At 36.8% G+C, this 21,713-nt stretch carries 17 protein-coding genes, 2 pseudogenes and 1 riboswitch; of the genes and pseudogenes, 6 read left to right on the forward strand and 13 right to left on the reverse strand.

Annotated features, from left to right (window positions below; genetic code table 11):
• Positions 1 to 359: 359 nt before the first annotated feature.
• From ACZ11_RS11680 to ACZ11_RS11715, 6 genes are all read right to left on the reverse strand, one after another.
• Entirely contained in the window at positions 360 to 1,310 is a 951-nt protein-coding gene (locus ACZ11_RS11680; protein WP_049666247.1) for an NERD domain-containing protein, read from the reverse strand.
• 620 nt (positions 1,311 to 1,930) lie between these two features.
• Positions 1,931 to 2,089: a hypothetical protein gene (locus tag ACZ11_RS26310; protein WP_161804457.1), complete on the reverse strand. Its 159-nt coding sequence runs from the start codon at positions 2,087 to 2,089 to the stop codon at positions 1,931 to 1,933.
• Between the two features lie 490 nt (positions 2,090 to 2,579).
• Complete coding sequence (locus tag ACZ11_RS11700) at positions 2,580 to 3,587, reverse strand: FecCD family ABC transporter permease (RefSeq protein WP_082172759.1); 1,008 nt, start codon at positions 3,585 to 3,587, stop codon at positions 2,580 to 2,582.
• Positions 3,580 to 4,581 (reverse strand): FecCD family ABC transporter permease, encoded by a 1,002-nt coding sequence (locus ACZ11_RS11705; protein ID WP_049666252.1) that lies wholly within the window; start codon positions 4,579 to 4,581, stop codon positions 3,580 to 3,582. Before ACZ11_RS11705 ends, ACZ11_RS11700 begins: the two co-directional genes overlap by 8 nt.
• Positions 4,582 to 4,606: 25 nt before the next feature.
• Complete coding sequence (locus tag ACZ11_RS11710) at positions 4,607 to 5,524, reverse strand: iron-hydroxamate ABC transporter substrate-binding protein (protein WP_049666254.1); 918 nt, start codon at positions 5,522 to 5,524, stop codon at positions 4,607 to 4,609.
• Between the two features lie 14 nt (positions 5,525 to 5,538).
• Positions 5,539 to 6,327, reverse strand: coding sequence for an ABC transporter ATP-binding protein (locus ACZ11_RS11715; protein ID WP_049666256.1), 789 nt, complete (start codon positions 6,325 to 6,327; stop codon positions 5,539 to 5,541).
• A gap of 149 nt (positions 6,328 to 6,476) precedes the next feature.
• On the opposite strand from ACZ11_RS11715, the gene ACZ11_RS11720 reads away from it, so the two are divergent.
• Together ACZ11_RS11720 and ACZ11_RS11730 are read left to right on the forward strand one after the other, a co-directional pair.
• Entirely contained in the window at positions 6,477 to 7,517 is a 1,041-nt protein-coding gene (locus tag ACZ11_RS11720) for an NAD(P)/FAD-dependent oxidoreductase (protein ID WP_049666258.1), read from the forward strand.
• 637 nt (positions 7,518 to 8,154) lie between these two features.
• Positions 8,155 to 8,826, forward strand: a complete 672-nt coding sequence (locus ACZ11_RS11730; protein ID WP_455749209.1) for a class I SAM-dependent methyltransferase — start codon at positions 8,155 to 8,157, stop codon at positions 8,824 to 8,826.
• Between the two features lie 187 nt (positions 8,827 to 9,013).
• On the opposite strand, the gene ACZ11_RS11735 is transcribed toward ACZ11_RS11730, so the two are convergent.
• Positions 9,014 to 9,613 (reverse strand): TetR/AcrR family transcriptional regulator, encoded by a 600-nt coding sequence (locus tag ACZ11_RS11735; RefSeq protein ID WP_049666262.1) that lies wholly within the window; start codon positions 9,611 to 9,613, stop codon positions 9,014 to 9,016.
• Between the two features lie 12 nt (positions 9,614 to 9,625).
• Positions 9,626 to 10,342 carry an MBL fold metallo-hydrolase gene (locus ACZ11_RS11740; RefSeq protein WP_049666264.1) on the reverse strand — a complete coding sequence of 239 codons (717 nt, stop codon included), beginning with the start codon at positions 10,340 to 10,342 and terminating at the stop codon, positions 9,626 to 9,628.
• Positions 10,343 to 10,600: 258 nt separating this feature from the next.
• On the opposite strand from ACZ11_RS11740, the gene ACZ11_RS11745 reads away from it, so the two are divergent.
• From ACZ11_RS11745 to ACZ11_RS11755, 3 genes are all read left to right on the forward strand, one after another.
• On the forward strand, positions 10,601 to 11,734 hold the full coding sequence (locus tag ACZ11_RS11745; RefSeq protein ID WP_049667171.1) for a DUF418 domain-containing protein: 1,134 nt from the start codon (positions 10,601 to 10,603) through the stop codon (positions 11,732 to 11,734).
• Between the two features lie 151 nt (positions 11,735 to 11,885).
• Positions 11,886 to 12,863, forward strand: a complete 978-nt coding sequence (locus ACZ11_RS11750; protein WP_236690843.1) for a sensor histidine kinase — start codon at positions 11,886 to 11,888, stop codon at positions 12,861 to 12,863.
• A complete protein-coding gene (locus ACZ11_RS11755) occupies positions 12,860 to 13,465 on the forward strand; it encodes a response regulator transcription factor (RefSeq protein ID WP_049666266.1) in 606 nt (201 codons plus the stop codon). Before ACZ11_RS11750 ends, ACZ11_RS11755 begins: the two co-directional genes overlap by 4 nt.
• Before the next feature lie 58 nt (positions 13,466 to 13,523).
• Here ACZ11_RS11755 and ACZ11_RS11760 read toward each other — a convergent pair whose 3' ends face one another.
• The 5 genes and pseudogenes from ACZ11_RS11760 to ACZ11_RS11780 all read right to left on the reverse strand — a co-directional run.
• Positions 13,524 to 14,891, reverse strand: coding sequence for a PepSY-associated TM helix domain-containing protein (locus ACZ11_RS11760; RefSeq protein ID WP_049666268.1), 1,368 nt, complete (start codon positions 14,889 to 14,891; stop codon positions 13,524 to 13,526).
• Between the two features lie 1,367 nt (positions 14,892 to 16,258).
• Positions 16,259 to 16,441 carry a hypothetical protein gene (locus ACZ11_RS11765; protein WP_049666269.1) on the reverse strand — a complete coding sequence of 61 codons (183 nt, stop codon included), beginning with the start codon at positions 16,439 to 16,441 and terminating at the stop codon, positions 16,259 to 16,261.
• Between the two features lie 206 nt (positions 16,442 to 16,647).
• Positions 16,648 to 16,838, reverse strand: a riboswitch (cobalamin riboswitch).
• 361 nt (positions 16,839 to 17,199) lie between these two features.
• Complete coding sequence (locus tag ACZ11_RS11770; RefSeq protein ID WP_403089157.1) at positions 17,200 to 17,607, reverse strand: DUF5412 domain-containing protein; 408 nt, start codon at positions 17,605 to 17,607, stop codon at positions 17,200 to 17,202.
• A 329-nt stretch (positions 17,608 to 17,936) separates the two neighbouring features.
• Entirely contained in the window at positions 17,937 to 19,364 is a 1,428-nt protein-coding gene (locus ACZ11_RS11775; protein WP_049666270.1) for a serine hydrolase domain-containing protein, read from the reverse strand.
• Positions 19,365 to 20,913: 1,549 nt separating this feature from the next.
• A pseudogene (locus tag ACZ11_RS11780) lies at positions 20,914 to 21,075 on the reverse strand (IS110 family transposase); the annotation flags it as partial.
• Between the two features lie 201 nt (positions 21,076 to 21,276).
• Here ACZ11_RS11780 and ACZ11_RS11785 point away from each other — a divergent pair.
• Positions 21,277 to 21,525, forward strand: a pseudogene (locus tag ACZ11_RS11785) (tyrosine-type recombinase/integrase); the annotation flags it as partial.
• Between the last annotated feature and the right edge of the window lie 188 nt (positions 21,526 to 21,713).

Raw genomic sequence — 21,713 nt, forward strand, 5'->3', positions numbered from 1 at the left:
CTATCCACGATTTGGACCGAGCTATCCATCTTTATCGGCTTCCTATCCACGATTTGGACCGAGCTATCCAGCATTCTCGGCTTCCTATCCACGATTTGGACCGCTCTATCCAGCATTCCCGTCTTTCTATCCACGACTTTGAGCGGACACTATCCAGCACTCTCCGCTTCCTATCCACGATTTGGACCGAGCTATCCATCTTTATCGGCTTCCTATCCACGATTTGGACCGAGCTATCCATCTTTATCGGCTTCCTATCCACGATTTGGACCGAGCTATCCAGCATTCTCGGCTTCCTATCCACGATTTGGACCGAGCTATCCAGCATTCTCGACTCCATATCCACGATTTGGACCGAGCTATCCATCTTTAATCCAATATTTCCTATATTTTTTTATTCCTTCTGCTTTCACAGGTAATTTCTGCAATAGCCTATACGCTAAATCTGGTGAATCTACTGCGAAAAAATCACAGAAGCTTTTATTCGTTAATGAATCACCCACTAACAACTTGTAATCTTCTAGCGTTCTGAAAATAGCCTCCCGATCAACTAATCCGCAGCGTGGACAAGTCCATTTTGTAGAGTGATAGCTCATTCGCTGTCCATTTGAACAACGTACACATAGTACGCCTTTTACAATATCCCGAACCGGAATGGTTATTTCTCTTTTATTTGGCATATGCCTGGACAATAATTTGGTAGCAAAAAGAAAGAGGTCATCTGCACCTAGAATCAGCTCTTTATGCTGTTTAAACAATTCTTTTATATGATAACGTAATCCTGAAACATGAAAAATTGGTTGTCCTTTTAAACTTTCTGATAAAATAGCATTTTTCGTTGCCAAAACGACTGCATAATGAACAGGAATCTCAACTTTGTACTGCTGTAACATACTCTTCATCCACTCAGTATGTCGTCTTACTTGATGAAAAGGATCAATCATTCCCTCAACATCACCTTGAGCAGTAGTTCTTGTAAATTGAGTAAAAGACTTCTCGTATTCAAGAAAGCCTGTTATATTTTTTATTTCTAGTATCAATATAAAATGGGGGCATAATAATATAGTGTCTATTTGATGTGTATTTCCGAAGTGATTAAGTATTTGTAAATCATGTAGGAAGTAATGTGGATTGTGTAAATTAATTTCAAGCCATTCTGCATCTACTCGCTTTTCTCCAGCAAAGCCAGCCTGTATACGCATTAACCTATCAAAATAATTCATGTAGTCTACATGTGTACTAGGCAACCTACGTATCAAGGCTTCGAGAATTCTATGCATTTGTGATTGCTGTCGTGCTAATAAAATCATTGTCTCTCCCCTCCTCTATTTATTATATTAATAATTATCATTATTAAAAGAGGTTCCAAAAAACTTGAAATACAAATTATTCAAAATAAATTTTCAGCCAATTTTTTTAGATAAAAAGAACGAAAAAATCGTCTTGATCTAGCATCTGCTACTACTTTTCTGCTCCATATACCTATTTTGACGACGCTACTATCTTTCTTCTCGTTATCATCTCCATGACTTTGAGCGGGTTCTATCCACGATTTTGAGCTCTCTATCCAGCTTTCTCCTATTTCTATCCACGATTTGGAGCGGACACTATCATTGATTCTCCGCTTCCTATCCACGATTTTGAGTGAGCTATCCAGCATTCCCGTTTTTCTATCCACGACTTTGAGCGGACACTATCCAGCACTCTCCGCTTCCTATCCATGACTTTGAGCGGGTTCTATCCAGCATTCCCCACTTCCTATCCACGATTTTGAGTGAGCTATCCATCATTCTCGTCTTCCTATCCACGATTTGGAGCGCTCTATCCAGCTTTCTCGCCTTTCTATCCACGACTTTGAGCGGACACTATCCAGCACTCTCCGCTTCCTATCCCGGCCTTTGGCGGGACACTCTCCTGCATTCTCCGCTTCCTATCCCGACTTTGAGCGGGCTCTATCCAGCATTCTCCTATTTCTATCTACGATTATGAGCGAGCTATCCATCATTTTCATCCTCCTATCCACGATTTTGAGCGTTCTATCCAGCATTCTCCTCTTTCTATCCACGATTTTGAGCTCTCTTTCCAGCATTTTCGTCCTCCTATCCACGACTTTGAGCGGACACTATCCAGCACTCTCCGCTTCCTATCCCGACTTTGAGCGGGCTCTATCCAGCATTCCCCGCTTTCTATCCCGACTTTGAGCGGGCTCTATCCAGCATTCCCCGCTTTCTATCCACGATTTGGAGCGCTCTATCCAGCTTTCTCGTCTTTCTATCCACGACTTTGAGCGGACACTATCCTGCATTCTCCGCTTCCTATCCCGGCTTTGAGCGGGCTCTATCCAGCATTCTCCTATTTCTATCTACGATTATGAGCGAGCTATCCATCATTTTCATCCTCCTATCCACGATTATGAGTGCTTTATCCAGCATTCTCCACTTTCTATCCACGATTTGGACCGAGCTATCCAACATTTTCATCTTCTTATCCACGATTTTGAGCGGGCCTACCTTCATTCTTCGTCAAACGAAGACCCCTTCCGCTCACAAAAAAAAAAACAACTGAACAGCCTAAGCCATTCAGTCGTTTTTTCGTAGTAAATATAAAAAATAGGGTGCGCCGATACATGCTACGACTATACCTGCTGGCACTGTCGCACTTGAAATTGCTACGCGGCCAATAGTATCCGCTAGCATTAGTAGGCTTGCACCGATAAATAATGTGAGTGGTAAAAAGAACTGGAAGCGCGGTCCGACAAGTTGCTTTGCAATATGTGGAGCCATAAGACCGATAAAGGCAATGCCTCCTGTGACCGATACAGCTGCTGCAGCTAATGCTACAGAGACAACTAATAATTGCAAACGCTCTCGTTCGATGTTTAAGCCTAAGCCAACCGCTGTTTGTTCTGTCATCGCCAGTACATTTAACACATTTGCTTTATAAAAAATAAATGGAATGCCTAGCACTAGCCAAGGCAATAAAGCCCAGAAAAATGGCCAATCTGTTCCCCAAATATTGCCCGCTAGCCATTGCGAAATAAATTGCACATCGCTACGCTCAGCTGAGGAAATTATCATTATCATTAAACCCGATAAAGCAGATGCTACACCTACTCCGACTAAAATAAGCTGGACCGGCTGTACACCTTGATTGCGCTTATACGAGAAAAAGTAAATGCAGAATGCCGTTAATAAAGCGCTACAAAATCCTACAAGTGGTAACACATACGCAAAGTTAGGCAGATCACCACCTACAAGGAGATAAAAAAGCGTAATACCAACACCTGCACCCGCATTAATCCCAATAATACCAGGGTCGGCTAAGTCATTACGGGTCACCCCCTGCAAAACGGCACCAGCTAATGCTAACGCCATCCCTGCAGCTGCTAGCACAAACAATCTTGGTAAACGAACTGAGAACAATACGAATGATTCTTTGAAGCTACCGTCTCCCATTAAAATTGGTATTATTCGATCAATCGAAACCGAAGCTGCTCCCATTGAAATACCCATAACAAAAATAACTACTGTTAATAGTATCCAAGCCATTAACCATCTACGTTGTTTTTTTCGTCCTACATTAAACAATCTGGCGACCTCCCTTACGAACAAGAAGTAAGAAGAACGGAAGGCCGATAATTGAAATAATTGCAACTACCGGTGTCTCATATGGAGCATTAATCATTCTACCTGCAAAATCCGCAGTCACCATAAACCATCCACCGATAATAGCGCTCATCGGTAAGACAAATCGATAGTCTGTCCCTACAATTGCTCGGACAATATGCGGCACCATTAGCCCAACAAACGCTAAATTACCTACTAGCGCTACTGCAGAGCCTGCAAGAATGACAACTACAAACATCATAATGCCTTTAATGACTGCTGTGTTTTGTCCTAATCCAACAGCTACTTCTTCATTTAAACTTAAAATAGTTAGCTGACGACTAAATATAAAAGCGATCACTAATCCTATTAAAATAACAGGAGCAATTATTAAAGCTTGCCATGTAGTGCCAATTAAACCGCCACTCGTCCACATCGAAACATCTTTTGAAATTTGAAATAATATTCCCGTACCATCTGCAATTGCTTGTAATAAAGCGGATACAGCTGCCCCAGCCAAAACTAACTTTAATGGTGAAAAGCCATTCTTGGTTGAAGCGCCAATACCATAGACAACAATCATCCCTACACCTGCACCTATGAAACATGCAAAAATAAGCGTATAGTACGACGTATTTGGGATAAATGCCATCGTCAAAGCAAGTGCCGCATTCGCACCTGCTGTGAGACCAAGAAGTCCCGGATCTGCTAATGGATTTCTAGTAACCCCTTGCATAATAGCCCCAGCAACTGCGAGTGCACTACCTACAAAAATAGCAGCAATAATACGAGGAAATCGAATTTCACGTAAAATAGAATAATGCTTGCCACCGTCTTGTCCGACAATCGCTTGATAGACATCTTCAATACTTGTATTTGCCGCGCCGACACAAAGTGAGATCGTAACTGTAACCGCTAATAAGATCAGTGCAAGCAATACCTGAAGCCAAAATGGGGAATGTCGAAACTTTGTCATTTGCCTTCGCTACTCTCTACTGAAATTATTGTAAAAATTTCTTTTCAAAGAAATCTAGTTGATAATCTAAAGTGATTGGGTCATTAAAGTAAAATTCGTTGCCATTCACTTCAAATAAATGACCATTCTTCACCGCTTCTAAATCCTTAAACCACGCAGCATTTTTAATGGCGCTATCCTCACCTTTAAATGTACTAAAAATCACATAGTCACCTGCATATTCATTTAATACTTCTGTAGAAATTGCAAAATAACCTGGTTTTAAAGCGTCTTGTTTTACTTTTTCAGGCATTTTCAAGCCCATTTCTTGATATAAAATTTCTGTTCCTCGACCCCAGTTATCTCCATACACATACATTTGTTTATTAAACATTTCTGCGACAGTAACCGTTGCATCTTCGCCGATTTTTTCTTTAATTTTTGTACCCGTCTCTGCAGCACGTTCTTTAAAATCTTTTACCCAATCAGTTGCTTCTTTTTCTTTATTCACAACTTTACCGATTTCAATAAATTGCTGTAAGTAATCAACTTTACCATAAGTAAATAATACAGTTGGTGCGATTTCTGCTAATTTATCCGCATTTTCAATACCATTTAAACCAATAATCAAATCTGGATCAAGCTCGATAATTTTTTCGATATCCGTATTCTCAACAACCACTGCATCTTTAATTTCATCTTGGAAGTTTGGATTATCTGCAGTCCATGAATCAATACCGACAACATTAACGCCAAGCTTTAGTAAATCCCCAACAAATGAAGATAACACAACTACACGTTTAGGGTTAGCTGGTACTTCAATAGGACCTGATTCTGATTGATACGTAATCGTTTCTGCAGATGCTTTATCTTTTGAGCCCTCATCCGCCTTCTCTTCTTTATTGCCGCACGCTGCAAGCACTAGTACGACAATCATAAACATTGGTAGTAACCACTTTTTCATGAATATATCTCCTTTTACACTGTTTGTAGTAAGTTATATGTAATGCACATTGGCTTATCTGTACGTGGATCCTTACCAATGACTGCATCAATATTAAACACTTTTTCTAATACTTCAGGTACCATGACTTCCTCAGCAGTACCGAACTTCACAAGCTCTCCTTTTGACAGCGCAACAATAAAATCTGAAAAACGTGCTGCCTGATTTAAATCATGTAGCACCATGACAATTGTGCGTCCCTCTTCTTCATTAAGCTTATTAAGTAATTCTAAAACTTCTAATTGATGCGCCATATCTAAATAAGTTGTTGGTTCATCTAAAAAAATAATATCGGTCTCTTGCGCTAATGCCATTGCAATCCACACTCGCTGACGCTGTCCACCTGATAAGGCATCAACTGTGTTCTGACGAAAGTCATCCGTTTTAGTTACCTTTAAGGCCCAGTCAATCATTTCTTTATCCTTTTGCGATAAATTACCGAAGCCTTTTTGATATGGAAATCGACCGTAGGATACAAGCTCTTCCACTGTTAAACCATGTGCACTTTCTGGACTTTGTGGTAATATGGCAAGCTCTTTCGCTAATTCTTTCGTATTCATCTCGGAAATATTTTGACCATCTAATATGACATGTCCACTCTTATGCTTCAAAATCCTTGTAATAGCCTTTAAAAGTGTTGATTTACCACAGCCATTGGAACCAATAATGGTCGTTATTTTACCGTCCGGAATTTGTAGCGATAAATCATGCACAATCGTTTTATCCTCGTAGCCGATACGAATCGATTCAACTTGTAAACGCACAACATAACCTCTCTTTCCTTTTACTTCTTTGCATGCTATGATAACAATTGTTCGATAATGATAATCATTATCACTTAATTTAGTCTAGTTTTCCTATTAAGTTTTGTCAAACACTTTTTTATTAATTTTTTAAGGATGTGACGGTATAAATGCAACATATATACGATGTAACAATTATTGGTGGTGGCCCTGCAGGCCTATATAGTGCCTTTTATAGTGGTTTACGAGGATTGAAAACGAAGTTAATTGAGAGTCAACAACAGCTTGGTGGTAAAGTTTTACTTTATCCTGAAAAGCTAATTTGGGATATTGGTGGTCACCCTCCAGTATTAGGCGAACAATTTGTAAAACAGTTAATTGCGCAGGCAAAAACTTTTGATCCAACCATTTTAACAGGGACAAAAGTTGATTTCATCGAGCGCCAAGATGATATTTTTGTTCTACATACTGCACAAGGTGATAAACATTACTCTAAGACTGTTCTTTTAGCAGTTGGTGGTGGTATTATTAACCCTCAAAAACTTTCACTAGAAGGTGCAGAAAAATATGAAATGACTAATTTACACTATACCGTACAGTCTTATCGACACTTTGTGGACAAGGAAATTATTATTTCAGGAGGTGGAAATGCGGCTCTTGACTGGGCAGTTGAACTTAGTCCTATCGCTAAAAACGTAACTGTAGTTTATCGTAAAGATAAATTATCTGCCCATGAAGCAACAATTCAAGAGGCTTTAGATGCTGGAGTAAAGATCGAATGCCATACAACTATTTCAAAATTGACCGCTAATGCTGACAAAACAGCGATTCAATTAGTGACGTGTGAAAACTCAAAAACAAAGCAAAGCTATACCCGTCAAATCGATGAAGTAATTGTTAGTCATGGCTATAACCGTGAAGCATCATTAGAGTTAGATCAAGCGATTACCGTTCCTAAAAAAGAAGATTACTATTTCGAAGGGAAAGCAACCGGAGAAACTGAGCAGCCTGGTATTTTTGCAGCGGGTGATATTTTATCATTTGAAGGAAAAATTCATCTCCTTTTAGGTACTTTCCAAGATGCAGCCAATGCTGTGAACTCTATCAAAACTTATCTAGAGCCTACTGCCTACCGCCATGGGGTCGTGTCATCACATAATGAAGTATTTAAAGAGAAAAATCGCTCTATTATTGAAAAGCAACTTAAATAAGCATTAAGAACTAAATACAATGATTTATCAATCACAATAACCCCTCTTAAGAGAATTTACTCTTCAGAGGGGTTCTAATTATTCTCAAGCCTTTCCTGCTATTTTATAAAGGCGGACTTTAAAAAATCCATCTACCTAAAGAAATTTATTAATGCTCCCATCTGCCTTAACATACCAACTCCATTTGTTATTGTACCCGCATGGCCCATAATTGTATTTAAATGCTGTGGTAATCTTCCAAATCTAGAAGGTTGGGGCTGTTGATTAGGGTAAAAGAAAGGTTGCACTCTTCTACCTTGCATAGGAGGGCCAAAACCTTGTCTATTTCTTGGTGGGAATGGTGGTCTCATTCTAGAATTAGGCGGATAAAATGGCATCAATTCACCCCCTATCAAATATCTTTTTTCTAGTATACGTCTGTATTTTTTTATTGTTTAGACTATCGAAGAAGGTGCTAAAAAAAATATATAGATATGTATTGTAAAAATGTCGAAGCCCAAATTATTTATTAATCTCCCCTCCTTTCTGTAAAGGTTCTTCATGACAACTCAGGAACCATAGTATTTTTAATTTCATATTATACAAAAATACGAATAAAGAAGGGATTCCGATTCAAAATTCGAAATATCTAGAATTTCTGTCCAAATTTGGCGTTGGCGGTGCGCATCCTGGTGGTATTAATCTAACAAAGGAAATATTCAAGGCAGAGAGCATTAACGAAAACTCCCGCATTTTGGATGTAGGGTGTGGTACAGGCCAAACCTCTGCCTATTTGGCGGAAACATATGAAGCAAAAGTAACAGGTATTGATATCAATTCTGAAATGGTCGCAAAGGCTAAAAGGAGAATGAAAAAAAATCACTTACCCGTAAAAATAATGCAATGCTCTATAGAACAAGTACCATTACCTGATCATACATTTGATTTTATTATTTCTGAATCTGTTCTTTCTTTTGTCAATAAACCTAATGCCCTAAAAGAAATTTTTCGTTTGTTAAAGAAAGGCGGTCGGTTTATTGCCATTGAATTTACTATTAATCAACCACTTGAAGAAAAAAATGAAGAGGAAATCATACAGTTTTATGGATTTGATTCTTGTTTAATGAAAAAGGATTGGGTAGCTTTGTTTAATCAGGCTAGTTTTAAAAATATTCATATACAAAAAAATAACTCAATCTTCTCAATCCCTGAGCTTCATCACTCAAAGGATATTGCACCTGAACTTTATGAAGTAATGGATAAACATTTCGATATGAACTTAAAATATGAAGGCATTTTAGACTATAGAATATATTCATGTACTAAATAGTGTGGGATGTTATTCAACTTGAAAGCATACTATGTAAATGAAAAAGAGCAGAAGACTCGTTCAACGACAAATCTCCTACTCCAACATCTATAGCGGGAAGTTAATCCTCTGTGGCATTTCCCGCTTCTTCTTATTTTTTAGCCCCTCACTCAAAATAATCCTTTTAAAAAGGATCAAAATTTCCTCCTTAGTCATTCCTTTGCATATATTTATCTTCATTAATCATCACTGCATGAATGCCCTCAATAAAGGTATTGATTAGGATTGAAAAGCTTTTATTGATATCAAGGGGCATCCCAAATCCCCCCATTTGTTCAATAGAAGTGAATCCATGTAAAATACTTCGTAATCCTCTGACCATATGAATCGCAATTTCTTCTTGCAAATTATAGGCATCTAGCACTTGAAGTACAAGTTGCACGACAGCTTCTTGGGCTTGCTGTAGTTCTTGATCGTTAGAATCTGGAAAGCGAGTGCTAGCATCATACAGTCCCGGATGCTCTCTAACAAATTGAATATATGCTTGACTAATTGCACGAATGGCCTCATCACCAGAACGTCCCACTGCAGCTTGTAGCATATATTCATTTAGTTTCTTTACTCCCTTAATGGCTAACATCTGCTTCAATTCATTTAACCCCTCAAGATGGTTATATAAGGAAGGTGGACGTATTTCCAATTTTTCGGCTAATATTCCAATTGAAAGTTGGTCCAATCCTTGTTCATCAACTAGCTCCGTTGCCTTTTGTAAAATAATCGATAAATCTATTTTCATTCGACGTGTCATTTTTATCACTTCCTATTTTGATTGTCTAAAATTTTTTTCTGCTTCTGCTATTGCTAAGTCCAAAAGTTCCTGTGGTTGCTTCAACATCTTTCCGTGCCCAACAGCGAGTAAGCTTGGATTTAAATCCCTTAATTTTATTGCGCTTTTTAGAGCTGTACTTTTATCCCATGTTGCTATAGCAGGAAATGGAAACAACGGATTCATCACTCCTGTTACTACTAATTTTCCTCTAGTTATAAGGGCATCACCAGCGATTAAACTTCTATTGCGCGTGTCAAAAAGAGTAATGGAACCGGGTGTATGACCTGGAGTTGCAATCACTTCTAATGAACCAACACGATCGCCTTCTTCAAGTAATAAGTCCGGTTTAGTTTTAATATTTTTTGGAATACCTCCCCGAATGGGTGTGTTTATTTCATTTGGAAGTAATGCGCTATTTCCCTCCAATAACAAAGCATCCCTAGAAGAAATGCACACCTGACTATCTGGTAATAATTCCTTTAACGTGTCTAACGCTCCTATATGATCACTATGTGCGTGAGTAATGATGATTTTCGTAATTGGTTTACCAATACTTTCAGCCGCTTTTATTATACTTTTTGCACTATATGGTAGTGCTGCATCGATAAGTGTAAGCTCGCTTTCTTCCTCTACAAAATAACAATTAACAGGAAAAATCCTTGGCATAAATGACAATTGAAACACAGTACCAATCTTCGTGATTTTCATTCAAAATCAAATCCCCTTTGCAAACTAATTGTATTTACATTTTAACTAATCAAATTAGTTTTTGCAATATTTAAATTAAAAAATTTAAAATAATAAAGCCCTGATTTATTGTAAGGGCCTTTTTAAGCCAAATCATTGCTAGTTCGATACACCATAAAATGACACCTGTCATAAAGAACCTTTGACTGGTGTGAATATATTTTTTCCTTTCGTTTTCTTATCATTAATGTAAGAAAACAAAGAAAGAGTGATTTTATGATGAAAATTCAACAAAGATTACCTCTAATCGATATGTTACGAGGTTTTGCCGTATTAGGGACACTTGGCACAAATATTTGGATTTTTGCTTATCTTGGAGATATTTCGTATATCACAACGAGTAGTTATTCAGGGTGGTGGTCATTGAACGATTTTTTACGAATGGCAGTCCTATTTTTAGTAAACGGTAAACTCCTTGGTTTATTAACAATAATGTTTGGTGTAGGTCTAGAATTAAAATATCAGCAAGCCTTGCGAAAAGGAAATGCTTGGCCTGGAATGTATATTTGGACGATAGTCTTTTTATTTATGGAAGGTCTTATCCACTTCACCTTAGTCATGGAATATGATATTTTAATGAGCTATGCTGTGACAGGCATCATCGTTGCCTTTATCGTTAAATTTGGTGATAAAGCGATTAAACGTGCTTTATACATTTTTGGTAGTTTCCATGCACTAACGATTCTAATAATTTTAGTCGGCACATTGCAGGGTGCCGCCAGTGTTTCCCTTGCTGGACTCGATCCAGTCGTTAATCTTTATGAAAATGGCACTTGGTTTGAGCAAATACAATATCGTTTAACACATTTCCTTTATTATAGAACGGAAGCAATTTTTATTATCCCAATGAATATCTTTTTATTTTTACTAGGTGTTAAGCTGATGAGAAATGGTGTATTTTCACAAGATGACAAAGGACGTCAGGCGCGTCAAAAGCTATTCAAAATCGGTATTTTTATTGGGGTGCCTTTAAATCTCTTAATCTTTATTCCTGGAGGAGCATTTGATTTACCTGTTCGTTATTTATTTGCACCAATTCTATCTATTGGTTATATTGGAATATTTGGTAAAATGATAGAATATAAGAAGCTTGATTGGTTATGGAAGAGATTTGGCGAGATTGGGAAAATGTCTTTAAGTTGCTATGTACTACAAAATATTATTGCATCAATTATTTTCTATGGCTGGGGCTTAGGTTTGGGTGGAAAATTGAATAGTATTGAAGTTATCAGTATTTGGCTAACCCTCTCCCTTCTACAACTTTTCATTGCACATATTTGTATCAAGCATTTTCATGTTGGACCAATGGAATGGATTCGGAAACATGCTATTCAAAGTGTCACGCAGAAATAATCGACAAGGGTTGGTGTGAAATATAAAGATTTATCCAAGAGACCAGGCAAAACGCTATTTAATTATCGATGTTGTATCACTAGTTTTTTTATTTACATTGGTATTAGGTTCGAATTCTCCATTACCATTAATGGCTAAAATAATTATCCTAATGTTATTTTTAGTAGCCTTATATATTGCTTTATGGTTTAAAGATTGGCGTTTACTGTTAGCTTCTTTACTAGGCTTTACTCTTATTATCATACTGGGTATTTATGAAGGATCTCCTATGTTATTATTTGGATTTACATTTGCTGATTTAATTGGGAGAGCTAAAAAGAAATGGCATATTGCTATAGGAATGATTGCCATTGCCTTTATGTTTTTTATAGTTATTTGGTTTGAATCAGGAGCATCGTTCAAATTACAATCCCAAGCAATAATACCTATTATGATCATTCAACTAATACTTCCAATGCTAATTTTTTACGTAGAAAAGTCCAAAAAATTACAATCGAAATTAACAGTGGTAAATACCCAGCTTGTTCAGCAAGAAGAAAGACAGCGTATTGCGAGAGACCTCCACGATACACTTGGTCATACATTGACAATGATTAAAATAAAAACCGAACTAACATCAAAATTAGTCGATAAAGATACAAAGCGTGTTAAAGATGAGCTAAATGATATTTTAGCAACAACACGAACAGCACTAAAGCAAGTAAGAGAATTAGTCTCCGATATGAATTTTATTTCGTTAGAAAGTGAGCTTATTCATTGTAAACAGCATTTACAAACAGCGGATATTTCAATAAAGATAAGAAATAATTGTCCAAAGCTTCTGCTAGCTAGTGTGGAGGAAACGATGCTTTCCCTATGTCTTCGGGAAGCAACTACAAATATTATGAAACATAGTCAAGCAAAAAAATGTCAATTAGATATCAACTATATAAATGGGGTTTTAAAGATAAATGTTGTTGACGATGGTGTCGGCTTACATAACCAAGGACATGGGAATGGACTATCATCGATGAAAGAACGGATGAAAGCCCTTCAAGGTAATGCTTCCATTGACAACTTACCGACAGGCGGAACGATTGTGACATTAACAATGCCTATCCAACACTATAAAAAGGAGTCAACTACATGATACGAGTATTAATAGCAGAGGATCAACAAATGTTACGTGGCGCCTTAACTTCCTTGTTGTCGTTTGAGCCTGATATAAAAGTAATCGCAGAAGTTTCAGATGGTCAAAAAGCGTGGGAATATATTCAACAAGAACTACCCGATGTTTGTGTATTGGACATCGAAATGCCTCATCTTTCTGGTCTTGAGCTTGCTGAAAAAATTAGACAGGCAAATTTACCGTGCAAGGTGATGATTGTCACTACCTTTGCACGGCCTGGTTATTTACAGAAAGCAATGGATTGTGAGGTACATGGTTATTTATTGAAAGATGAACCGATCGACTATTTAATCGAAACAATTAGAACAGTGATGAATGGTGAAAAGGTCGTCAGCAGGGATTTAGCTGCTACTTTGTTTATGAAAGAACAGAATCCACTTAATGAACGTGAAATTGCTGTTTTGCAGCTTGTAAAAGTAGGACTCACAACTAATGAGATTAGTAAAAAGTTATTTTTAACGAAAGGCACTATTCGAAACTATTTATCAACTTCTATTCAAAAACTCCATGTCGAGTCTAGACAACAAGCTGCTCAAGTTGCCAGTGATAAAGGTTGGCTCTAGAAAAAGAAAAGCGATACTGCATTCCTCACTTATAAAGGATACAGTATCGCTTAACATTTTAATTAACTTCTTTTTTTGCTAATTTATTTTTAGACACTAAATTTATGATTAATTCAACGAGTACCACAGCAATTAATGAAAGCCCAAATAGTGGCATCAGTATCCCTAAAATTATCATGAAAATGATAAAAGGAACGGATACCTTTTGAGAAATTTTAGGTGGTGCAGATAGCATTCCTTGTTTTTTTCGTAAAAGCCATGTGCTAACTCCCCAAATAATAACTACTAAAAATGCTAGACATACTAGTAAATTAATTAATTTATTTGGCCAGCCAAACAAGTGACCCTCATGCAATGGAATTCCCCACGTGAACCATTTAGCAAGAATGCCATAGTCCTCATATCCAACCTTGTCTATAAATTTCCCGCTATACTGATCAAAATACATTGTTGTTTCATCATTCGGACTAACATCAAGACCTGTGACACCTGTGTTACTAGATTTTGCAATTGTATAGACACCATCTTCACTAGTAGGATAAATAATAGCGTATGGTTTTGATATATTCATTGCATCAATTTCATGTTGCAGCTTTTCCACACTCAGTTGGTTAGGGTTAGCAACATAACCCATATTAGCTCCCATACCATGATGTGCTGCATGTCCTGAATCTGACGTTGGAGGGGTTTCTTGACGAGTAGCCCACGGAATTTCACTTACATCAGATGTAGGTGGCTGCTGCTGCAATAACGGCGTACCGAAAGATGGATGATCTTGTGAAGCTTGGTAAATATATTTCCCCATAAACGCAGACCATGGTAAGCCTGTGAATATAATAACAAGCATTGGTATCGTTATAATTGTTCCAACAAGCGCATGGAATTTCCTACTCTTTTGACGTTTGTTTGTCTGCTTTGTTTTCTTTAGTACTTTTCCTTTAAACGTCATATAAATGCCTGAAAGCAGTAAAAAAATAGCCCAGCATGCAGCTAATTCTACTAAATAATTGACAAAAGTTCCCCCAATAAATAAAGAACTATGTGCATTTCTCATAATATTTGCAAATGTGTAACCAGCATCTTGACCACCAATAATTTGGTTATGATCATCTAAAAACACATATTTCTCTTTGCCATCTGCATTCTTCATCGTAAGTCGAGTATTATATGGCTCTTCTAACTCAATAATTTTATTGGTTTTATAGCCAGCATATGATTCTTCTGCAAGTTTAACAGCATCATCAATAGACTGTACCTCGGTTTTTCCACTTTCACCAAAAAAGTATTTATCATATAACTGATTTTCAACATTGGTATAAAATAAAAAACCTATACCACTTAATGTTAGTGAAATAAGAAGTGGAGTAATAAATAATGCGGCATAAAAATGCGTTCGCCAAAAGCTCTGATAAAGCGTGTTCTTCATGTCTAATTCTCCAATCTATAATAATAAGCGCAAAATTATTATATATATAAAAAGTGAAATAAGTATGAAGTCCTAGGGTTTTTTTTATGACAAATAAATGTATTCCTATTGATATTATTAGGTTATAGAAAACAAAAGGATTGTTTTTATTAAGGAAAGCTACTTAATGTCCGTAAAGGTGTGAACATTAGTTAGCCTTTTAATTTTGGTGAAGACTAATAATCAGTGGGGATAAATACGTCCCCACTGATTAAAGTTTCACTTTATCCCGCTTTAACGGGCAGTAATAATTTTAGCAAAAGTGAAGAAGTTTGGCGCGAGATTTACTGCCCGTAATAGCCCGATTGGTGATACTAATAATCAGTGGGGATAAATGCGTCCCCACTGATTAAAGTTTCACTTTATCCCGCTTTAACGGGCAGTAATAAATTAAGCGAAAACGAAGATGTTTGGTCCGAGATTTACTGCCCGTATTAGCCCGATTGGTGAAGACTAATAATCAGTGAGGATAATGCGTCCCCACTGATTAAAGTTTCACTTTATCCCGCTTTAACGGGCAGTAATAATTTTAGCAAAAGTGAAGAAGTTTGGCGCGAGATTTACTGCCCGTAATAGCCCGATTGGTGATACTAATAATCAGTGGGGATAAATACGCCCCCACTGATTATAGTTTCACTTTATCCCGCTTTAACGGGCAGTAATAAATTAAGCGAAAACGAAGATGTTTGGTCCGGAATTAACTGCCCGTAATAGCCGGATTGGTAAAACTAATAATCAGTGGGGATAAATACGTCCCCACTGATTATAGTTTCACTTTATCCCGCTTTAACGGGCAGTAATAATTTTAGCAAAAGTGAAGAAGTTTGGCGCGAGATTTACTGCCCGTATTAGCCCGATTGGTGATACTAATAATCAGTGGGGATAAATACGTCCCCACTGATTATAGTTTCACTTTATCCCGCTTTAACGGGCAGTAATAATTTTAGCAAAAGTGAAGAAGTTTGGCGCGAGATTTACTGCCCGTATTAGCCCGATTGGTGAAGACTAATAATCAGTGAGGATAATGCGTCCCCACTGATTAAAGTTTCACTTTATCCCGCTTTAACGGGCAGTAATAAATTAAGCGAAAACGAAGATGTTTGGTCCGGAATTAACTGCCCGTAATAGCCCGATTGGTAAAACTAATAATCAGTGGGGATAAATACGTCCCCACTGATTAAAGTTTCACTTTATCCGGCTTTAACGGGCAGTAATAAATTAAGCGAAAACGAAGAGGTTTGGTCCGGAATTAACTGCCCGTAATAGCCCGATTGGTAAAACTAATAATCAGTGGGGATAAATACGTCCCCACTGATTAAAGTTTCACTTTATCCAATTAGTTCTTTCATTACATTCGAATAAGCTGTTAAAATATCATTTTTATGAACAGCATCCTGTCCAACATACTGTTCAACTGTCTCCTTTAATGTTTGAGAAGTAGTTGTAAATTGCTTCTCCATAACTTCAATTTTTAACAGACTTTCATAATACTCGATTACTTGTAGATTCATGTGTAACACTCCTTCAATTTAGCATAAAAAACATCTTTCCTTCTTCAGAAAGATGTCTACTATGACAAATACACGACATAATACGGTGATTGACATGGCGAGAAAAGCAGTCTTATAGAAGCTACCCTTTTAGCAATCATCGTACTATGAGCATGCAGGAGAAATTCTCTAGTCACACTCAACACCCCCTATCCTCGTAGGTTTTTTGGTTGTACTAGATAAAGGCAGGTCTCCTGGCTTATGTTCATCACACTTTTCACCTTCCCATTACAATGCGTAACAGTGGTCTTTTGAAACGTGCTCACATTTACAGTTGCGGGACAGCGTCGGATTTCCACCGATCTTCCCTTTTAAACAAATCGAATTTATGATTTGTACCTCTATCTTATTATTCCGTTTTTATTATTATACCATAGTGGTTTGTGTACATTGACACTATCCTAATAGATTACTAATATCTATTGCAACGGAGTCAATTTTTAAAAGTCAATTTAGCCATTTTAGTGAACTTGTTATACTTTTTTCAAACAAAAAAAGAAGGAAATTCCCTCAAACAGGTCTATTGATTCTGCTACTGAAATTTTTTAGTGAGGAATGGATATCCGATGACGAGTTTTTTGTCACCAAATCTGAAATTTATGGGAATAATAAACTCTTATCATCAATTGAAAAAAAGAACTTCGAAAGTAGTAAAAGAGACAGCAATTGCTGTCTCTTCTTAAACTAAAGCCCCCATTAGTTTAAGTAAAGGGCGATTATCATTGATTTCTAAAATCAAATTTATCATTTAGCACATCTAGCGTATGACCATTTATGACCACTGTATTATTGTCTATCCAAATAATTTTTGCAGTATCTTCACGATTGTTCCAGTAAATATTTTTAGTTTTATTTCCTTTTTCATTAAATACCAACTCACCACGTACAGAATACGAAGTTGTAGCCCCCCCATTGGTGACATATGCTTTTAATGTGTATTTTCCATTAGGTGATGTCTCTTCTGTGAGATATTCTCCTATTGGTAACCTATTCATATCAAAAAATGCCCAATAAACTCCATACCCGACCAATGCAACACATAACAAACCAGTTATTAAAAATCCTTTTAAAATTTTTTTGGAAAATCTCTTTGTCTCATATTCAACAATCACATCTTTATGTTCCAAGCCTATTTCCCCTTTTTTGAAATTGTCCTCTTTAAGTAAACTGGCCATAGGCAAAACGAGAAAAAAATGTTGCCGCTGCAACACTTGGTGTGCAGAAATAATAAAGTTGTTTAATTTACAATAAAGTCATTTTAAAAATAATATAGTTGTTTAAAAATCATTATTCCGAACGAACAAGTTAGTGGAAGTAATAGTAATTAGGTTTGGCTGGGAAAATTGTCGATGATATTAAAAAAGACACCGAAGTGTCTTATGTTTTTCAAATTAAGCATACCGATAAATTAAAATTTAATTACTTAACATTATGCTTATCTTGGGAGCAAGGTATTTTATCGGTGAGTGTATACAAACCATGTAATGCTTGCTGTTAATAATGCTGACGAAATCAAAGCTGTAAGAACACTATATGTTTGCCAAATAAGTATCGTTGACCAATCTAAAGCACAGCACAGTATACCCAGGGCAATCGTAGCGATCAGGAAAATAATTGTTACGATTATTCTCTTTTTTGTCATTGGCTGCCGCTCATTCGTTTTCCTTCTGCGTAATCCTAAGAGAAATAACAAAACGGCCAATAGGCAAAGAATAATTGTGATAGACGACAAAGTGATATCCAAAAGCTGTGTGCTGCTTATTTCATATGACTGAGTTAGGTTGCCGTCTAATATATCTTTAACTTTTAGCACCAGGTTTATATTGGTATTTGCACCGTTGCTCAGCAAGCAGACAGCTGTTCGTTCATTTAGCAGTATGGCTACTTCGGTTCTGAAATTTGGATTGCCCCCAGTGTGTTCTATAATCGTTTGATCGGCGTTTACCGACCAACCTGCCGCATAATACATATCGTTGACAGCCGAAACAGACATATCACCGTTATGTGATTTTTCGATAACCGTGTGAAATATTTCGGGTATGTCCTGCACGATACCCATCTGTATGCCCATCCAACGCGCCATATCTTTTGTATTAGAAATGATGTAGCCTGCGGGTTTATTCCCAGCATAATCCGGAGCTTTAAATGGAGTTGTCATAAAAAAGGAAGAACGGTAGCCCTGCGCCAACTGTCCAGTGGCTTGAGCATCTTCTTTATAAACATATGTCTGGTGAAGACCTAATGGCTGAAATACCTGTTCCCTCATAAAGTCTTCATAGCTTTGTCGCGACACAATCTCAATAACCAAACCCAATACATCATAATTAACAGTTCCATAGTTATACTGTTCACCGGGAGGGAACGCCAATTCAGCATCCACGAGCATTTCCACAGTCTTTTGCAACATATCTGGTGTATTGCCTTGAGGAATATTTTGAGTATGCCTAATATTTGTTAGACCACTGGTGTGGTGAAGAAAGTTATTTAGTGTAAGGCTTTGCATATCAACAGGTTTCCCTTGATACTTTAACGTAAACCAAGGTAAATATTTTTGGACAGGGTCAGTCATTGAGAGCAGCCCTTGCTCTTCCAACAGCATAATACCCATACCGGTAAAAGCTTTACTGACCGAGGCTAACTCATAGAGTGTATTTTCACTTGCAGACAACCCCTTTTCACGGTCTGCATACCCTGAAGAAAAGTAGAACACTTCATCATCAGCAAGTATTGAGATTGACATTCCCGGCACACCTGATATACGACGGGCATCATCTAGCAACGCTTGAATTGCCGCAGTTTTCGAATCTGACAACGCATAACTTTGTGTTGCGAATCCTGAGAATAATATAAATATCGTTAATACAAAAATAATAATCTTTTTCATAAACTCTCCTTTTTGAAAAATTATAAGAGAATAATATAAATAACCTACTTTTACAACTACTAAACTAAATTTTAATTTATCTTTCTATTCACCTATATTATATCAAGTAATTGTGAAGAGTTATATAAACAGATGGATGTAATTTGAAACAACTTTAAAGAGCCTTGCTACGTAGAATGTAGTAAGGCTCTTAGCTTTTATTAATCAAAATTCAATAACTTTTATTGCGTTTTATAGTACTGTTGTGAACGGATTCAATATTCTTACATTTGATAAAAATGGATTCCAATATATTCTAAGCCTTAATAAAAAGGCATCAGATAATGCCGAAGAAATTTTAATAGAAGTAGCTAACTCAATAAATTAGAGTGGTGTATCTAAATTATTTACATTAGATTCTTATAGAGAGACTTAGTAAATTTGGACGTCCCACTCGACGTAATTCAAGGTTTGGTAAACAATCCTGCTAGCTTTGAAATAAAGTTGCGATGAAATAAACCTGGGTATTGACTCAATGTTCCACCGGAAAATACCAGGTGCGTGCTTTTCTCCGGGCCACCGGTTACATCAGATACTGCAGCTAAAATTAATTTAAGTGATCACATCGATCACGCCACGTGCTCAGCTGGATGTAGATGACAAGATTGCATTATCAGCTATTAGTGAAACAACAAATTAAACTTTCTTATAAAAACCTCATACTTAGTTAGAAATATCAACTCCATTTTGATCAATCTTTTTTCTAAAGCTACAGATGGTGCAAATTTGAAATAAAGTTGTACAGTTTATAAAAAAGGTAAGTTGTTTAAGCCAAAATCATGATGAAATAAAATATTCAGAAACGCTAAATAATTACCTATCTATGTTATTGAAATATTTTGATCAATCTTTTTTCAAAATGTATGGGTTTCTTCTATTATAAAATCAATGTTTACAGCATGCTTTTAATCAAACTTTATTCCAAAACAACAACCACCTCTTTTATAATAGTTAATAACTGCATAAAATTTATAAATTTGACGCTATCAATAGAACTAAGTTCCTAAACTAACCTCCCTCTATATACATTGAAGTATCAACGGTTTTCATCACTTTGTGATGTAGTAAAAATATTTTTCCATCACTTTTTAAACGTATAATTGAATTTATAGTTTTTATTACCAAATCGAGCGTACGCTTCGCTAAAACTAATGAAAATCATTAGCTTTTTTAGTCCACTATTTGATGCACAATGGATCTCTGCGATGCTTATGACGACGTACCCTCCCATGTCTCTTAGCGTCAGTGCGCTTACATTCCTTCGTTGGGTCTATTCATAAGGCAGAGGCCTGCTAAGCTGCCCCAGGGACTCTTGGTCTAAGTTTAGTTATGTTGCTGGCTTCTCCGTGTCATCCTTCTAGTTATAGTTCGATGAAGAAAATTTGTTTACGCTGCCTCTGCGAGACAGTAGAGGTCTTTCATCATATGTTTCTCGTCAAAACGGACTTTCTTTTTACAAATACCATGTAATACCTTCAGTAATTTACTACACAGTACCACCATTGATTGTTTCGAAGCCTTCTTTCGATTGATGTACCGCAAAAGCTTTTTCTATTACTCGCCCGCGTTCATCGACAAAGCATGCGTAATGAATACGCTTTGCAATATCCATACCGACAACGAGTGTATTTTCAGTAACTTGATTAATTTTAATATTCCATTTAGAATGCATAAAGGAGTCCTCCTTGTTTGATGATGGGTCAATGGTCGTTGACACTCATGCATCATACTAGAGGGCTCCTTTTCTTTCACATCCTTCAAACAGGAATGCTGCACCGTTAGTAAAATCACTCCTTATGTCTAGAATTCTATTAAGTTGGCAATTATCCCTTTTATATTACTATTTTAGGGGGAATGGAATTGTTACTGTCAAAAGCAGCCACATAAAATGAGTGTTGCCCTAATGAGATACATCATCAAGCGAATATCAAATCGTGCTGAAATCAATAAAGAAATTCATGCACACCAACTTAGACACAGCTATGCGACTCATTTGTTGAACAATGGGGCTCCCATAGAAGTCATACAAAGTCTTATGGGGCATGAGAAAAGCGAAACAACTAGGATCTACGCTCAATTAAGCGGGAAGCTAAGGAAAGAGTATTATCAGAAGTACTTTTAAATGTAAAAGGAGCAATGTCTTAAAAGACTTTGCTCCACTTGACAAAAGCACCCCGTTTGTTTAAGTACATTCCTTCACAATCTAACATATAAAATTGCATAATCTGATCAGAGATAATTAAATCGTTTAATTTCAATTGGCGAATACTTCATAAAATCTTAAGCTTTATACTAAAAAAACCTTAAGAT

The sequence above is a fragment of the Lysinibacillus xylanilyticus genome (assembly GCF_001183605.1).
GTDB classification, from domain to species: domain Bacteria; phylum Bacillota; class Bacilli; order Bacillales_A; family Planococcaceae; genus Lysinibacillus; species Lysinibacillus xylanilyticus.

What these genes read in the sequence shown, in the direction of transcription:
- ACZ11_RS11680 (WP_049666247.1), bottom strand. Translation starts at nt 1,310, where the DNA reads ATGATTTTATTAGCACGACAGCAATCACAAATGCATAGAATTCTCGAA.
- ACZ11_RS26310 (WP_161804457.1), bottom strand. Translation starts at nt 2,089, where the DNA reads ATGCTGGAAAGAGAGCTCAAAATCGTGGATAGAAAGAGGAGAATGCTG.
- ACZ11_RS11705 (WP_049666252.1), bottom strand. Translation starts at nt 4,581, where the DNA reads ATGACAAAGTTTCGACATTCCCCATTTTGGCTTCAGGTATTGCTTGCA.
- ACZ11_RS11710 (WP_049666254.1), bottom strand. Translation starts at nt 5,524, where the DNA reads ATGAAAAAGTGGTTACTACCAATGTTTATGATTGTCGTACTAGTGCTT.
- ACZ11_RS11720 (WP_049666258.1), top strand. Translation starts at nt 6,477, where the DNA reads ATGCAACATATATACGATGTAACAATTATTGGTGGTGGCCCTGCAGGC.
- ACZ11_RS11735 (WP_049666262.1), bottom strand. Translation starts at nt 9,613, where the DNA reads ATGACACGTCGAATGAAAATAGATTTATCGATTATTTTACAAAAGGCA.
- ACZ11_RS11740 (WP_049666264.1), bottom strand. Translation starts at nt 10,342, where the DNA reads ATGAAAATCACGAAGATTGGTACTGTGTTTCAATTGTCATTTATGCCA.
- ACZ11_RS11745 (WP_049667171.1), top strand. Translation starts at nt 10,601, where the DNA reads ATGAAAATTCAACAAAGATTACCTCTAATCGATATGTTACGAGGTTTT.
- ACZ11_RS11750 (WP_236690843.1), top strand. Translation starts at nt 11,886, where the DNA reads ATGTTATTTTTAGTAGCCTTATATATTGCTTTATGGTTTAAAGATTGG.
- ACZ11_RS11755 (WP_049666266.1), top strand. Translation starts at nt 12,860, where the DNA reads ATGATACGAGTATTAATAGCAGAGGATCAACAAATGTTACGTGGCGCC.
- ACZ11_RS11760 (WP_049666268.1), bottom strand. Translation starts at nt 14,891, where the DNA reads ATGAAGAACACGCTTTATCAGAGCTTTTGGCGAACGCATTTTTATGCC.
- ACZ11_RS11765 (WP_049666269.1), bottom strand. Translation starts at nt 16,441, where the DNA reads ATGAATCTACAAGTAATCGAGTATTATGAAAGTCTGTTAAAAATTGAA.
- ACZ11_RS11775 (WP_049666270.1), bottom strand. Translation starts at nt 19,364, where the DNA reads ATGAAAAAGATTATTATTTTTGTATTAACGATATTTATATTATTCTCA.